The sequence below is a fragment of the Pseudomonas sp. P129 genome, from assembly GCF_020312195.1.
Taxonomy (GTDB): domain Bacteria; phylum Pseudomonadota; class Gammaproteobacteria; order Pseudomonadales; family Pseudomonadaceae; genus Aquipseudomonas; species Aquipseudomonas fragariae.
In genome coordinates this window covers 1-15,507 of sequence record NZ_JAGPYS010000022.1, presented here as the reverse complement: position 1 = coordinate 15,507, position 15,507 = coordinate 1, and the positions used below count along the sequence as shown (strand labels likewise).

General features: G+C 61.3%; 10 protein-coding genes. 7 read left to right on the top strand and 3 right to left on the bottom strand.

Going from position 1 to position 15,507, the window contains the following annotated elements; all coding sequences use genetic code 11:
* Positions 1-866 precede the first annotated feature (866 nt).
* Entirely contained in the window at positions 867-2,552 is a 1,686-nt protein-coding gene (gene ligB / locus KBY02_RS25665) for an NAD-dependent DNA ligase LigB (protein ID WP_225650854.1), read from the top strand.
* Positions 2,553-2,592: 40 nt separating this feature from the next.
* On the top strand, positions 2,593-3,003 hold the full coding sequence (locus KBY02_RS25660) for a DUF1090 domain-containing protein (RefSeq protein WP_003405184.1): 411 nt from the start codon (positions 2,593-2,595) through the stop codon (positions 3,001-3,003).
* A 46-nt stretch (positions 3,004-3,049) separates the two neighbouring features.
* On the opposite strand, the gene KBY02_RS25655 is transcribed toward KBY02_RS25660, so the two are convergent.
* The 3 genes from KBY02_RS25655 to KBY02_RS25645 all read right to left on the bottom strand — a co-directional run bounded on the left by KBY02_RS25655 (position 3,050) and on the right by KBY02_RS25645 (position 5,628).
* Complete coding sequence (locus KBY02_RS25655; protein WP_003405186.1) at positions 3,050-3,451, bottom strand: MAPEG family protein; 402 nt, start codon at positions 3,449-3,451, stop codon at positions 3,050-3,052.
* A 114-nt stretch (positions 3,452-3,565) separates the two neighbouring features.
* On the bottom strand, positions 3,566-4,957 hold the full coding sequence (locus KBY02_RS25650; protein ID WP_003405188.1) for a heavy metal sensor histidine kinase: 1,392 nt from the start codon (positions 4,955-4,957) through the stop codon (positions 3,566-3,568).
* Positions 4,954-5,628, bottom strand: a complete 675-nt coding sequence (locus KBY02_RS25645) for a heavy metal response regulator transcription factor (RefSeq protein WP_003405189.1) — start codon at positions 5,626-5,628, stop codon at positions 4,954-4,956. The genes KBY02_RS25650 and KBY02_RS25645 overlap by 4 nt, the downstream gene beginning before the upstream one ends.
* 253 nt (positions 5,629-5,881) lie before the next feature.
* On the opposite strand from KBY02_RS25645, the gene KBY02_RS25640 reads away from it, so the two are divergent.
* The 5 genes from KBY02_RS25640 to KBY02_RS25620 all read left to right on the top strand — a co-directional run.
* Complete coding sequence (locus KBY02_RS25640) at positions 5,882-7,108, top strand: TolC family protein (RefSeq protein ID WP_225650853.1); 1,227 nt, start codon at positions 5,882-5,884, stop codon at positions 7,106-7,108.
* 67 nt (positions 7,109-7,175) lie between these two features.
* Positions 7,176-8,450 carry an efflux RND transporter periplasmic adaptor subunit gene (locus KBY02_RS25635; protein WP_096127475.1) on the top strand — a complete coding sequence of 425 codons (1,275 nt, stop codon included), beginning with the start codon at positions 7,176-7,178 and terminating at the stop codon, positions 8,448-8,450.
* A 24-nt stretch (positions 8,451-8,474) separates the two neighbouring features.
* Positions 8,475-11,627: a CusA/CzcA family heavy metal efflux RND transporter gene (locus KBY02_RS25630; protein ID WP_104684630.1), complete on the top strand. Its 3,153-nt coding sequence runs from the start codon at positions 8,475-8,477 to the stop codon at positions 11,625-11,627.
* A gap of 291 nt (positions 11,628-11,918) precedes the next feature.
* Entirely contained in the window at positions 11,919-12,506 is a 588-nt protein-coding gene (locus KBY02_RS25625) for a hypothetical protein (protein WP_003405196.1), read from the top strand.
* Between the two features lie 112 nt (positions 12,507-12,618).
* A partial coding sequence (locus KBY02_RS25620; RefSeq protein ID WP_225650852.1) for a DUF6531 domain-containing protein occupies positions 12,619-15,507 on the top strand: 2,889 nt, incomplete at its 3' end.

The following is a 15,507-nucleotide window of genomic DNA, read 5'->3' as shown; positions in this document are numbered from 1 at the left end:
GCTGCGAGTTTTGCCTGCTCTGTATATTTACCCATGACGCCTCCAAAGGTTGCATCCAACCTTCGGGGGTCACACCAGAGCGTGAGGAACGATAACCTCAACTATCGTGCCCGATGCTCTGCGCTTCTGCCCGAAGGGCGTGTGAGCTTGCTCACGAAGACGCAGGTGCAGGCGCGACTATCGTGCGGCGCTCTGCGTCGCATGCCTTTCTGGACGCTCCGCGTCCTCTTGACGACGCAGAGCGTCGAAAACTGCGTTCCCACGCTGGAGCGTGAGGAACGATAACCTCAACTATCGTGCCCGATGCGCTGCGCTTCTGCCCGAAGGGCATGTGAGCTTGCTCACGAAGACGCCGGTGCAGGCGCGACTATCGTGCGGCGCTCTGCGTCGTATGCCTTTCTGGACGCTCCGCGTCCTCTTGACGACGCAGAGCGTCGAAACTGCGTTCCTACGCTGGAGCGTGAGGAACGATAACCTCAACTATCGTGCCCGATGCTCTGCGCTTCTGCCCGAAGGGCGTGTGAGCTTGCTCACGAAGACGCAGGTGCAGGCGCGACTATCGTGCGGCGCTCTGCGTCGCATGCCTTTCTGGACGCTCCGCGTCCTCTTGACGACGCAGAGCGTCGAAAACTGCGTTCCCACGCTGGAGCGTGAGGAACGATAACCTCAACTATCGTGCCCGATGCTCTGCGCTTCTGCCCGAAGGGCGTGTGAGCTTGCTCACGAAGACGCCGGTGCAGTCACTGATTACTCTGCGTGGACATGCCGGCCTGCGCAATGGCAAAACCCGGTAACCAAGCCCTACCCCATCACCACGCGACAACGACTAGCCTCATCGGGCCCATTCCTAAAGCAAGGATGCTTCGATGCTGCCTACCGTTCGCCTGATGACGTGCGCTCTTGTGTTTGTTCTGCCCGGCCTCGGCCATGCCAGGCAATGCCCTGACTGGCCTGCAGCCAAGGCGCGCAGCAAGGCCACCGCCTTGCAACAGCAGATTGCCGAGTGGGACGACAGCTACCACCGGCAGGGCATTTCGCAAATCGCGGATGAGCTCTACGATCAGGCGCGGCAGAAGCTGAGCCTGTGGCGCTCGTGCTTTGCCGTTTCCATTCCCGAGTCCGATCCGCTAAAGACAGCAGTCGGCCCGTTGCCTCATCCCGTTCCGCACACGGGCGTCAACAAGCTGGCCGACGAAGGCAGCGTCAAGGACTGGCTCAAGGGCCGCAACGATCTGTGGATTCAACCCAAGGTCGATGGCGTAGCCGTCACGCTGGTCTACGAAAAGGGCCGGCTTGTGCAGGCGATCAGTCGTGGTGACGGGCGCAAGGGGCAGGACTGGACCTCGCAGGCGCGGCTGATCAAGGCCATTGCTCAACAACTGCCCCAGGCTGAATCCACAATCCTGCAAGGCGAGCTGTACTGGCGGCTGGACGATCATATTCAGGCCGCATCCGGCAGCGTCAACGCGCGCAGCAAGGTCGCGGGACTGCTGGCAAGGCAGACGATCAGCCCGCAGCAGGCCGACGCCATCGGGCTGTTCGTCTGGGACTGGCCGAACGGGCCTGCCGATATGGCGCAACGACTCGCGGGCCTGCAAGCCATGGGCTTTGAGGACAGCGCGGCCTATACGCATCCACTGGAAAACTACGCCCAGGCCGCACGATGGCGCGAACATTGGTATCGCAATCCCCTGCCGTTCGCCACGGACGGTGTGATCATGCGCCAGGGTCAGCGCCCACCTGCGCAGCGCTGGCAAGCCAGTGCGCCTTACTGGATTGCCGCCTGGAAACATCCCTACGCCCAGGCCCTGGCCGAGGTGCGCAAGGTCAACTTCAAGATCGGCCGCAGTGGCAGGATTACGCCGGTGCTGGAGCTGACCCCGGTGCGCCTCGATGATCGTACCGTCAGCCGCATCAGCACGGGCTCGCTGCAGCGCTGGCAAACACTGGATATCAGGCCTGGCGATCAGATCGCGGTGAGTCTGGCCGGGCTGACGATTCCAAGACTCGACGGCGTGGTGTCGCGTGCTGCCGAACGAGCCGACATGATCATTCCGCGAGCCGACGACTTTCATGAACTCAGCTGCTGGCAAGCCACTCCGGGCTGCGAAAGTCAGTTCCGCGCCAGACTGGCATGGCTCAGTGGCAAGAAAGGCCTGGCCTTGCCCGGCGTTGGTCCGGGGACCTGGAACACACTTATCGACAACGGCCAAATCATGGGCTTACTCGATTGGATGACCCTGAATCATGCTGAGCTTGTTAACATTCCCGGCTTCGCTGAACGCAGTAGCGCTAAACTGCTCGACAGCCTGCAAACCGCACGCGAACGGCCGTTTCAGACATGGCTCAAGGCCATCGGACTGCCGCCCACGGGAGGCGCCAGACTGCCCGACAACTGGCACGAGCTGGCTGGTCGTAGCGTCGAGCAATGGCAAGCAGAGCCCGGCATCGGTCCTGGTCGTGCAGCCAGGCTCAGGGCTTTTTTTCAGGACCCACAGGTACAGGCACTGAGCCAGCAATTGCAGGCACAGAGCATTTCAGGTTTTAAGTAGCGGACGTTCATTTTTCTGTCCGTATTCAAACGGAGTTCATATGCAGTTTTTATCACCACTGATTCTTTTCACCAGTTGCACGCTGCTCGCCACAACCGTATTCGCAGACGCACAGGCCCCCGTGCAGTCCGAATGCCAGATCAAAAGCCAGGAAATCAGCAGCAAGATTCAGAACGCCAAGACCGAGGGTGACAAAACGGAGCAGGCCAACCTTGAAAAGGCACTCGCCGAGGTCAATGCCAACTGCACCGAAACGTCATTGATCAAACAACGCAAGCAGAAGGTGCTCGACGCCAAGCAGGAAGTCAGCCGCCGTCAGACCGACCTGAACAAGGCCATGGAAAAGGGCGATCCAGAGAAGATCAACAAGCGCAAGGACAAGCTCGCCGATTCGCGCAAGGAATTGCAGGAAGCCCAGACCGAACTCGAGAAAGTCCAGCCGGACGATTGATCAGGTTGCGACGCTGACCATGATCGGCAGCGTCGCAAAACGGCTGTCAGGACACGGCCGGGAAAGCCGACACCCCGAACAGCGCAATGATCAGGCCCATGCCCACCAGCCAGACGAGCGAGCGCAGTGCGGCCAGATCGGCCAGGTAAAAGATGATGTACAGCAAGCGACTGGTGATAAACAGCACCGCCAGCACGTCAATGGTTACCAGCTGCGCGTTACCGGCAATGTGCGCAATGATCACCGCTGCAGCAAACGCCGGGGTCACTTCAAAGCTGTTCAGCTGGGCAGCATGCGCGCGGCGCGGGAACCCCTCCAGCTTGTCGAGAAAGGCACGCGGGTCATGATTGTGCCCGCTGCCAAATTTGCCGCTGCCGAACTTGGCGATACCGGCACAGATAATCGGCAGCAGGATCGCGACCAGCACGCACCAGAAAGCAACTGTCATACGTCCATCCTTATAGGTTCAGCTTCATCGGAAGCATCCGGGCAATACCCGCTCACACATTATGAGCCGGGGGTCAGCGAAAGGTTCTTGAAGAACGACCACCGACCTGACGCATTACACCAGTTTAGGAAAGATCAGGCTGAACGTGGTGAATTGGCCTGGCTCGCTCCGCACCGTGACCTGCCCTTCATGCAGGCTCATGATGGAACGCACAATCGCCAGACCGAGCCCGGTCCCGCCCTGCTGTCGCGCGCGGCTGACATGCACCCGATAGAAACGATCGAACAGGCGTGGCAGGTGCTCGGCATCGATACCATCCCCTGCGTTGCGCACCGCCAGTGACACTTCATCTTCATGCGTGGCTAGCGTGACGGTAATGACGCTGCCCGACAGACCGTGACGAATGGCGTTGGACAGCAGATTGGAAATCGCTCGCTGAATCATCAGCCGGTCACCGGTCGCCCTGGCGTGCCCCTGAACCTGCAAGGTGATGTCGCGATCCTCCGCCGACGAGGAAAACAGTTCGGCGACCTTGTCCGCCTCCTCGCGAAGGTCGATGACCTCGACAGGCAACGGCGCTGCGGGCTGGCTGACACTGGCCAGAAACAGCATCTGACTGATCATGCGCGACATGCGCTCCAGCTCTTCGGTGCAGGACTCCAGGGCCTGTTTGTACTCCTCCGCCGGACGCGGTCTGGACAGCGTGACCTGCGCCCTGCCCATCAGGTTGTTCATCGGCGAGCGCAACTCATGCGCGAGGTCGTCCGAGAACTGCGCCAGTTGCTGCACATCGCCGTCCAGCCTGTGCAGCATGAAGTTGACGGCATGTGCCAGGTCGCGCAATTCGTCAGGCAGGCCCTTCACTTTCATGCGATGAGACAGGTCGCGGGCCGAGATCAGCGCGGTGACTTTCCTGAACGCCCCCAGCGGCCTGAGCCCGCGACGCACCACCCACCAGACGCCAAAGCCGACCAGCAGCAGAATCACCGGCAAGGCCAGGCAGGTCGATGTGACGTAAGCGTGCAGCAGCACGGTGTCGCTTTCCCTGTCCATGGACAGCCTGACCAGCACGTCCTGACCGGTCTTGAGGCGCACGGTCCTGTAACCCAGCAGAATCTTGTGGCCCTGGGCGGATTTCAGTTCCTGAAAGCCTTGCGGCAGCGTGTCGGCATCGGGAACCGGCAGATTTCGTCCCTCTACGTTACCAACGCTCATCAGCTCTTGCCGAGGGCTGCCCGAGTCGAGAATGGTCAGCGAGAAGCTGTCATGCCCGACGATCTGGTCACGCAGCGTGTGCGGGTACTGGACGATGTCGGCGACGCCCAGAAACCCCTCGCTCATGCTGTGTTCGATCTGCCTGAACTTCTCGCTCAAAGCGTCTTCGGCACGTATATCGAGCTGACGGGAAATGGCTGTATAGGCGAGCATTTCCATGACCAGCACCAGACACCCGATGAGTGCCGCGACCGTCAATCCGAGACGTGTCGAGAGACGGGTCAGCTTCATTCACGCACTTCCAGTACGTAACCGACACCACGCAGCGTGTGAATCAGCTTGGTCTCGAACGGATCATCGATCTTCGCGCGCAGACGGCGGATCGACACCTCCACCACGTTGGTGTCGCAATCGAAATTCATGTCCCAGACCAGCGAAATGATCTGGGTGCGCGACATGACCTCGCCGCTGTGCCGCATCAACAGGTGCAGCAGCGCGAACTCCTTGGTCGTCAGGTCGATGCGCTGCTTGCCGCGAAACGCCCGGTGCCGGCCTTGATCGAGCTCCAGGTCGCCGACCTGCAACACCTTGGCGGTCGTGGTCTGTTCGCTGCGGCGCATGAGTGTGCGGACCCGGGCCAGCAGCTCGGGAAACTCGAACGGCTTGACCAGATAATCATCGGCGCCCATTTCCAGCCCCTTGACCTTCTCCTCCAGCCGTCCCCGTGCGGTGACCATCATGATGCGCGTGTTGACGGTTTTTCTCAGGCGGCTCAACACCTCCCAGCCATCCATCTCCGGCAGGTTCACGTCCAGAATCACGACGTCGTAGGCCTGATGCTGCGCGAGATATAGCCCATCGAGTCCGGTGTTGGCGATATCGACCACATAGCCGCTTTCGGTCAGACCCTGATGCATGTACTCGGCAGTTTTCGGCTCGTCCTCTACTACAAGGATTCGCATAACCAGGCTTCCTGTTTGATGAACGGTGAATGACGATGCCGTGCAGTGTACTGAAAAGAAACGCCTGTCTCGCGAGATAACAGAATCGTAATTTTCCAGCAATCCCTGTGATAGCTCCCATTGCATAAAGTCCCGCTCAGCCAACTTCAGTGCCTTGGTGCCTGTTTGTATTCTTGCTTTGATGGGGTGATTTCATGGGTCTGGAGAACAACGTACGCATTCGGCGTACCGAAGAGTTGGCAGGGAGCCCGGCATGAGAGTCGGCGCACTTTGTCTGATGTTGTTACCGTTCATTGCTCCGGGCATGGCGATGGCCCAGGGCATCAGTCTGCCTCAGGCACTGGAAGCCGCCTTTGCCCGTAACCCGGAACTGGCCGCAGCCCAGTGGGAGATCGGCGTCGCCGAGGGTGATCGCCAGCAGGCTGGACTGATTCCCAACCCGACAGTGTCATGGGAAGTCGAAGACACCCGCCGCGAGACCAGCACCACCACCGTGATGCTCAGCCAGGCACTGGAACTGGGCGGCAAACGCGGGGCGCGGATCGAGGCCGCGAGCAAGGGTCAGGACGCTGCGCGTCTGGAGCTGGAGCGCCGCGGCAATGAACTGCGTGCCGAGGTGGTTCAGGCGTTCTACGCAGCCGCGCGGGCACAGGCTGGCCTGGAACTGGCGCGCCAATCCAGGACACTGGCCGAACGCGCCCTTGAGGTTGCCGAAGGGCGAGTCCGGGCGGGTAAGGTATCGCCGGTGGAAGCCACACGCGCCCAAGTGCAGTTGGCTGAAACCGACCTGCTGGTGCGCCGCGCCGAGACCCTGAAAATCAACAGCAAGCGCGAGCTGGCGCGCACCACTGGTTCGCCGCTCGCCTCTTTCGAACGTCTGGACTACAGCGACCTGTCGCCGGGCAAACTGCCACCGAGCGCAAAGCTACTGAACGCCCTCAATCAGTCCGCCGAGCTGCGCCTGGCCCAGACCCAGATCGAGCAACGCGAAGCCGCGCTGGGGTCGGAACGCGCCAAGCGCATCCCCGACCTGACCGTCAGCGTCGGCAGCCAGTACAGCCGCGAAGAGCGCGAGCGGGTCAACGTCGTGGGCCTGTCGATGCCACTGCCGCTGTTCGACCGCAATCAAGGCAACGTGCTCGCGGCATCACGCCGTGCCGACCAGTCACGCGACCTGCGCAACGCCGTCGAACTGAAGCTGCGCACGCAGACGCAGTCCGCCCTCGATCAATGGAACACCGCCGCGCAGGAAGTCGAGTCCTTTGACCGCGTGATCCTGCCCGCGGCGCAACGTGCCGTCGACACGGCAACGCGCGGTTTCGAGATGGGCAAGTTCGGTTTTCTGGAAGTGCTGGACGCGCAACGAACGCTGATCTCGGCGCGCAGCCAGTACCTCGAATCGCTGGCCACCGCCACCGAGGCCAGAGTCGCCATCGAGCGAATACACGGTGATCTCAACCGCTTCAGCCTCAACCCCTGACTTTCCTTTTCCGCCTGTATCGAGCGTATCGAAAGGTGCTGCACGCACCTGATCGCCGGGAGCCTTCATGAACAACAAACGAAGCATTGCCATCGCGCTGGCGGTGGTGGTCATCATTGGTCTGGGCAGTCTGACCCTGAACCCGCAGATGCTGCCGTTCACCGCCGGACCCAAGCCATCGGCCGAGGAGCACGCGCATGACGCCGAGCAGGGGCACTCTGAAGAGCCAGGCCACGCCGACGAGCAGGGCCACGGCAACGAGGCGAAAAAACCGGATGCCGCAGCCTCCGAGTCTTCCCATGAAGAAGAGGAAGAAGGACACATCGAGCTGACCGCCGAGCAGATCAAGGCGGCAGGCATCGAGCTGGCCAGCGCCGAACCCCGGCAGATGAGCACGACCGTGACCTTCCCCGGTGAAATCCGCTTCGATGAAGACCGCACTGCGCATGTCGTGCCGCGGGTCAGCGGCGTGGTCGAAGCCGTGAAGGTCGATCTGGGTCAGGCGGTGAAAAAGGGCCAGGTGCTGGCGGTGATTGCCAGCCAGCAGATTTCCGATCAACGCAGCGAATTGAACGCCGCACAACGACGCCAGGAACTGGCGCGCCTGACCTTGCAACGCGAAAAGAAACTCTGGGAAGACAGGATCTCGGCCGAGCAGGATTACTTGCAGGCGCGTCAGGACTTTCAGGAGGCCGACATCAACCTCGCCAACGCACGGCAGAAGATCAGCGCCATCGGTGCCAGCACCCACCCTTCAGCGGGAAGCCGCTACGAGCTGATCGCACCGTTTGACGCCGTAGTCGTGGAAAAACACCTGGGCATCGGCGAGATGGTCAGCGAGGCGAGCAACGCCTTCACGCTGTCCGACCTGTCGCGTGTCTGGGCCACCTTCGGCGTGGCGCCCAGGGATCTGGACAAGGTGGTGGTCGGTCGTCCGGTCATCGTCAGTGCGCCCGACCTGAATGCCCGGGTCGAAGGACGGGTCGGCTACGTCGGCAGTCTGCTGGGCGAGCAGACCCGCGCTGCGGCCGTGCGCGTGACGCTGGCCAACCCGCAGGGCGCCTGGCGTCCCGGCCTGTTCGTCTCGGTGGAAGTCGCCGCCGAGCAGTCCAGTGTGGCGGTCAGTCTTCCCGAATCGGCGATTCAGTCGGTTGAGGACAAGCCCTCGGTCTTCGTGCGCAACGCTGAAGGGTTTCAACTGACGCCGGTGACACTTGGCCGCCGCGATGGTGGCCACGTGGAAATCGTCAAGGGCCTGGCGGCCGGCACACAAGTGGCCACCGCCGGCAGTTTCATCCTCAAGTCGGAGCTGGGCAAAGGCTCCGCCGAGCACGCCCATTGATCTGCGTCCCACGAGTACACCCACATGTTTGAACGGTTGATTCAATTCGCGATTGAACAGCGCATCGTCGTGATGCTCGCTGTATTGCTCATGGCTGGGCTGGGCATCGCCAGTTACCAGAAACTGCCCATTGATGCGGTCCCCGACATCACCAACGTACAGGTGCAGATCAACACCTCTGCGCCCGGCTTCTCGCCGCTGGAAACCGAGCAGCGCATCACCTTCGCCATCGAGACCAACATGGCGGGGCTGCCCGGTTTGCAACAGACGCGCTCGCTGTCGCGCTCGGGCCTGTCCCAGGTCACGGTGATTTTCGAGGACGGCACTGACCTGTTCTTCGCCCGCCAACTGGTGAACGAGCGCCTGCAGATCGCCAAGGACCAGTTGCCGGAAGGCGTCGATACGATGATGGGGCCGATCTCCACCGGCCTTGGCGAGATATTCCTGTGGACAGTCGAGGCTCGTGAGGGCGCGCTGAAAGAAGACGGCACGCCGTACACGCCGACCGACCTGCGGGTAATTCAGGACTGGATCATCAAGCCGCAACTGCGCAACGTGCCGGGCGTGGCCGAGATCAACACCATCGGCGGTTTCGCCAGGCAGTACCAGATCGCGCCTGATCCGAAAAAACTGGCCGCCTACAAGCTGACGCTCAACGATCTGGTGGCAGCGCTGGAGCGCAACAACGCCAACGTCGGCGCAGGCTATATAGAACGCGGCGGCGAGCAGTTACTGATTCGCGCACCGGGTCAGCTGGGCACCGTGGACGACATCGCCAACATCGTCATCGCCAATGTGCAGGGCACGCCGATCAGAATCAGCAGCGTGGCCGAGGTCGGCATCGGCAAGGAAATGCGCTCCGGCGCAGCCACCGAAAATGGTCGTGAAGTGGTGCTCGGCACCGTGTTCATGCTGATCGGTGAAAACAGCCGGACGGTCTCGCAGGCGGTGGCCGCCAAACTCGCCGAGATCAACCGCACCCTGCCACAGGGCGTAGAAGCTGTAACGGTTTATGACCGCACCACGCTGGTGGAGAAAGCCATCGCGACGGTCAAGAAGAACCTGATCGAAGGCGCGATTCTGGTCATCGTGATTCTGTTTCTGTTCCTCGGCAACATCCGTGCTGCGCTGATCACCGCCATGGTGATTCCGCTGGCCATGCTGTTCACCTTCACCGGCATGTTCACCAACAAGGTCAGCGCCAACCTGATGAGCCTGGGTGCACTGGACTTCGGCATCATTGTCGATGGCGCGGTGGTGATCGTCGAAAACGCGATCCGCAGACTGGCGCATGCCCAGCAAAAGCACGGCCGCATGCTGACCCGCAGCGAGCGTTTCCACGAGGTATTCGCCGCCGCCAGAGAAGCCCGTCGACCGCTGATCTTTGGTCAGCTGATCATCATGGTCGTGTACCTGCCGATCTTCGCCCTCACCGGTGTGGAAGGCAAAATGTTCCACCCGATGGCCTTCACCGTGGTCATCGCCCTGCTCGGCGCCATGATTCTTTCGGTGACCTTCGTGCCTGCCGCCATCGCCATGTTCGTCACCGGCAAGGTCAAGGAAGAAGAAGGCTTTGTGATGCGCACCGCCCGCCAGCGCTACGCGCCGATACTGAGCTGGGTACTGGGGCATCGCTCGATAGCGTTCGGCATGGCATTCGTGCTGATCGTGCTGTCCGGCTTCACCGCCAGCCGCATGGGCAGCGAGTTCATCCCGAGCCTGAGCGAAGGCGACTTCGCCTTGCAGGCATTACGTGTGCCCGGGACCAGCCTGACCCAGTCGGTGGACATGCAGCAGCGTCTGGAAAAAGCCATCATCGAAAAAGTCCCGGAAGTGCAGCGCGTGTTCGCCCGCACCGGCACCGCCGAGATCGCCGCCGACCCGATGCCGCCCAACATTTCCGACAGCTACGTGATGCTCAAGCCGCAAAGCGAATGGCCTGACCCGGACAAGTCTCGCGAAACGCTGATCGCCGACCTGCAAAAGGCCGCAGCCAGTGTGCCGGGCAGCAACTACGAACTGTCCCAGCCGATCCAGTTGCGCTTCAACGAACTGGTTTCCGGAGTGCGTAGCGATGTGGCGGTAAAGGTCTTCGGCGACGACATGAACGTGCTGAACCAGACCGCCGCAAAAATCGCCGCCACCCTGCAAAAAGTGCCAGGCGCCTCGGAAGTCAAAGTCGAGCAGACCACCGGGCTGCCGGTGCTGACCATCAACATCGACCGCGACAAGGCCGCGCGTTACGGCCTCAACGTGGCTGATGTGCAGGACGCCATCGCCATTGCGCTGGGCGGTCGTCAGGCGGGCACGCTGTATGAGGGCGACCGCCGCTTCGACATGGTGGTGCGCCTCTCCGAGCAACTGCGAACCGATGTGGACGGGCTCTCCAGCCTGCTCATTCCGGTGCCTGCAAGCGCTGGCAATCAGCAGATCAGCTTTATCTCGCTGTCCCAGGTCGCCAGCCTCGACCTGGTGCTCGGGCCAAACCAGATCAGCCGCGAGAACGGCAAGCGTGTGGTCATCGTCAGCGCCAACGTGCGCGGTCGCGACCTTGGTTCGTTTGTCGAAGAAGCGGGCACCACCATCGACAACGGCGTGCAGATCCCGGCCGGCTACTGGACCAGTTGGGGCGGGCAGTTCGAACAACTGCAATCGGCCGCCAAACGCCTGCAGATCGTCGTGCCGGTGGCGCTGCTGCTGGTACTGGCGCTGCTGTTCATGATGTTCAACAACCTCAAGGACGGCCTGCTGGTCTTCACCGGTATCCCGTTCGCCCTGACCGGCGGCGTCATGGCCCTGTGGCTGCGCGACATCCCGCTGTCGATCTCCGCAGGCGTGGGCTTCATCGCCCTGTCGGGTGTGGCGGTGCTGAACGGTCTGGTGATGATCGCCTTCATCCGCAGCCTGCGCGAACAAGGCCACTCGCTGCACGACGCCATCAACGAAGGCGCCCTCACCCGCCTGCGCCCGGTGCTGATGACCGCACTGGTCGCCTCCCTGGGCTTCATCCCCATGGCCCTCGCCACCGGCACTGGTGCGGAAGTGCAGCGACCGCTGGCGACCGTGGTGATTGGCGGGATTCTGTCGTCGACGGCGCTGACGTTGCTGGTGTTGCCGGCGTTGTATCAGTGGGCGCATCGGCGGGAGGATGAGGAGGCGGTTGAGGCGTTGAAATAGGGTTCAAAACAACCGCTCAAGCTCCAGAACGCTCGGCACACAGCCTTCTGGAGCTTTGCTCCTGCCTACAGTGAACTTTCATTTGGGAAAAGGTCGAACGATTCAGCGTTCGACAGTAGACTGTGTCCGTAGCCTTCTTCGCACGGGGGTTTCAGACATTTCCAGGCAAGCGGGTAACCGCAGGACATATAAATCACGCGCGCAAGTGCTTATCGTCAACTTGCAAATGGCAGTCATTGGGGCCGCCGTGCATAAGGACATGTAGATGTTGACGAACAAGGTTCCGGCCATATGACGCGCACCAGTATTTATGACCGCATCTCCGAACGCCGACTGGCTGACGAAGCCCTGGCGCGTGAGGCAGCCGAACGTGCTGCCGCGCAGCAGGCACTTGAACGTGTCGAAGCGCTCATTCCTGTTCCAAAGCCGTTGCTCAACGCGCCCTGCAGTTTCAATTTCGGCGGGTTCCACTTCGGCTTTCCGGAAGGTTTCCAGTGCAACGCGATTGAAGCCACCGTTCAAGTGGGTGGAGAGCCTGTCGTGATCTCCGTTCAGCGTCGCGATGTACCTGAAGAGGCAACGCTTGCCGAAGCGTTCGCCGAAGCCGTCAAGGCGCTGCAGCCACTGCATGGCGAAATCCAGGTCATTCGCCACTATGAAACGCTGTTGGCGGGTAATGCAGCGCTGGCGCTGGATTTTCATTTTCGCGCAGGCCTCGAAGAACGGCATGGACGCCTTATCGGTTCCATCGTGCCGTGTGCCGATCACAACGAACGCCAATGGCTGAGCGTGGGCTGCGTGATTGACTCCGAAAAGCCCGCGCTGAAAACCTGGTTGCTGGATTTCGACAGCATGCTTGAAGGCCTGACCGCCCCCTGAACTCTATTTCATCGCTGACAGGACACGCTTTAATGGACTATCCGTTGCAGAACATCAGCGTCACTTCAGGTGATCGCACCTCAACTACTCGCAGCCCGCAGGAGTAACGGCGATGTTCGAGGCAGCGCGGTTACTGGATGAGATCGAACACACCGGGGCAATGGCGGGCTTTGTGCTCGGAGCGATTGTGGGCATCGCGGCCGTGGCGTATGTCTCGCTCACCGTCGCCACGTGCGGGTTCGGCGGTTTTTTACTGGCCATGGCGGTCGGTCTGGCCGGTAATGCCATTGCCAGCATCGGGGAGAGTATCGGCAGCGCCTTCAGCTCTCCGGCGGGGCAGATCGAATCTGCCTCGCCCAACGTGTTCATCAACGGTAGACCCGCGGCCTTTGCCATCGAAAGCACCGCCGTGTGTGACAAGCACTCGCCGATCGTCAAGGTGGCCGAAGGCTCCAGCAACGTCTTCATCAACGGCCAGCCCGCCGCGCGCAAAGGCGACAAGCTGACCTGCGGCGCGAAAATCGGCACCGGCTCGCCCAACGTCTTCATCGGCGGCGGTACCCAACGCTACCTGCCGGTGGATGACGAAGTGTCGGCGATGGCCCGCTACACCGTGGACATTCTGTTGGTCGTGGCCGGCGGCGCCAAGGCCGTGCTCAGCATTGCCAAGCTGGGCATGCAGGCCGGTCTGAAAGCGGCAGGCCCTTGCGCGCTGCAGTTCATGGGCGGTGTCCTTCTCGGGGACGCCATTTTTCGCTTCGGCGTCGCCCCCGTGGCCGAAAAAGTGCTGGGCGGCCTGCACGGCAACCCGGTCGACACCACCACCGGGCGCAAGCTGCTGATCGACGAGTCCGATTTCAGCCTGCCCGGCCTGATGCCGATCGAGTGGACACGCTTCTACGCCAGCGACCTTGATGTCGACAGCGCGCTGGGCAAAGGCTGGGTGTTGCCGTGGGAGCAAAGCCTGCGGCGCAAGGGCAGCTTTCTGTACCTCAGCGACAATCAGGGCCGCAGCGTGCCGTTCGTGACACTGGACTACAACCAGCGCATCTACAACGCACAGGAACAGCTGTACCTGGTGCGTACCGAAGGCGGTCATTACCTGCTGCAAACACTGGATAACGTCTTTTACTACTTCGGCGAAGTCCCCGACGACAACCAGCCTGTTCCCCTGCAACGCGTCGAAAACGCCCTCGGTCATTTTCTGCATTTCGTGCGCAGCGAAGACGGCGTTCTGACCGACATCTGCGCCACCGGCGGGCACCGTGTGCACCTGCACTACGACGAGGTGACCAGCCGCCTGAGCACCGTCAAGCGGATCGTCGGCGACCAGGCCGTCGAGACGCTGGTGCGCTATGGCTACGACAACAATGGCCAGCTGAACAGTGTGTACAACCGCAATGGCGACTCGGTGCGCAACTTCAGCTACACCGATGGCCTGATGACCCGCCACGCCAATGCGCTGGGGCTCAGTTGCGAATACCGCTGGGAAGTTCTCGACGGCAAGCCGCGCGTGGTCGAGCACTGGACCAGCGACGGCGAGCACTTTCATTTCGATTATGATTTCGAGGCGCGCCAGACGCGCGTAACCGATGTGCTGGGTCGTCGCGCCGAGGTGACCTACAACAAGGACCGTCGCGTCATCGCCAGCACAGATTTCGGCGGTGAGCAGTACCGTATCGCGCTGGACAACACCGGCAATATCACCGGTCTGACGCTGCCTGACGGCAATCAGCTGGGCTTCGAATACGACGATCTGTCACGCCTGACCGCAGAAACCGACCCGCTGGGCCGAACCACCCGTTATCAGCATCACTACAAGACCACGCTGGTCAAACAGATTACTTACCCTGACGGCGCCGTCTGGACGGCCCGCTACGATTCGAAAGGCAATCTGGTTGCCGAGATCGACGCGCTGGGTCAAAAGACCGAATACCTCAACAGCGAAGATGGCCTGCCACACACCATCATCGATGCGACCTACAAATCCAAATACCTGTGGTGGAACAACCTGGCGCAGGTCGAGCGCTTCCAGGACTGCTCGGGCAAAAGCACCTGGTACCGTTACGACGAGCGCGATCAACTGGTCGCCGTCACTGATGCCCTGAACAACACCACCACACTGGAACGCAAACCCGGCGGCGAAGTGCTGAGCATCAACCATCCGGACGGCACCCGCGAGAGCTTCACCTACAACGCCCACGGCCAGGTGCTGACGCACACCAACGGCAAGGACCAGACCACGCACCTGGCGCGCAACGCCCGTGGCCTGCCGATCAGACGCCAGGACCCCAAGGGTTTGATCGTAGGCTACCAGTACGACAAGGCCCTGCGCCTTGCCGCGCTAATCAATGAAAACGACGCCACCTACACGTTGGCCTACGACGACTCCGACCGGCTGATCGAAGAAAAGCGCATCGACCAACTGACCCGCCGTTTCAGCTACAACCTCGGCGGTCACCTGACTCAGGTCGAGGAAATCGGCTACAGCGAGAAAGGTGAACGGCCACAACGCAGCACGCATTTCGAGCGCGACCCGATTGGCCGTTTGCTGGCCAGGCTCAACGACGACGCCCGTCAGGATTTCACCTACGACGACAGCGACCGCCTGCTGTCCATTCAGCGCACACCCACCGACGGCGGCAGAAAACTCGGTGTCACGGCTGAAAAACTGGAATTTGCCTACGACATTCTGGGCCGCCTGACACAGGAAACGTCGCCTCAGGGCACGCTGGCCTACGACTACGATCCACTCAGCAACCTGACCACGCTGACCCTTCCCACCGGTCAGCACTTGAACCACCTGTATTACGGCAGCGGTCACCTGCACCAGTTGAACCTCGATGGCCAACTGATCAGCGACATGGAGCGCGACGACCTGCACCGCGAGATCTATCGCACGCAGGGCAAACTCACCAGTTGCTTCGGCTATGACGCACTGGGGCGCAAGACCTGGCAATACGCAACCACCCTGCCCGCTGAAAAACTGTCACAGATACAG

Coding starts and splice junctions, on each gene's coding strand:
- ligB (WP_225650854.1), top strand. CDS start 867: ATGCTGCCTACCGTTCGCCTGATGACGTGCGCTCTTGTGTTTGTTCTG.
- KBY02_RS25630 (WP_104684630.1), top strand. CDS start 8,475: ATGTTTGAACGGTTGATTCAATTCGCGATTGAACAGCGCATCGTCGTG.
- KBY02_RS25625 (WP_003405196.1), top strand. CDS start 11,919: ATGACGCGCACCAGTATTTATGACCGCATCTCCGAACGCCGACTGGCT.
- KBY02_RS25650 (WP_003405188.1), bottom strand. CDS start 4,957: ATGAAGCTGACCCGTCTCTCGACACGTCTCGGATTGACGGTCGCGGCA.
- KBY02_RS25660 (WP_003405184.1), top strand. CDS start 2,593: ATGCAGTTTTTATCACCACTGATTCTTTTCACCAGTTGCACGCTGCTC.
- KBY02_RS25655 (WP_003405186.1), bottom strand. CDS start 3,451: ATGACAGTTGCTTTCTGGTGCGTGCTGGTCGCGATCCTGCTGCCGATT.
- KBY02_RS25645 (WP_003405189.1), bottom strand. CDS start 5,628: ATGCGAATCCTTGTAGTAGAGGACGAGCCGAAAACTGCCGAGTACATG.
- KBY02_RS25640 (WP_225650853.1), top strand. CDS start 5,882: ATGAGAGTCGGCGCACTTTGTCTGATGTTGTTACCGTTCATTGCTCCG.
- KBY02_RS25635 (WP_096127475.1), top strand. CDS start 7,176: ATGAACAACAAACGAAGCATTGCCATCGCGCTGGCGGTGGTGGTCATC.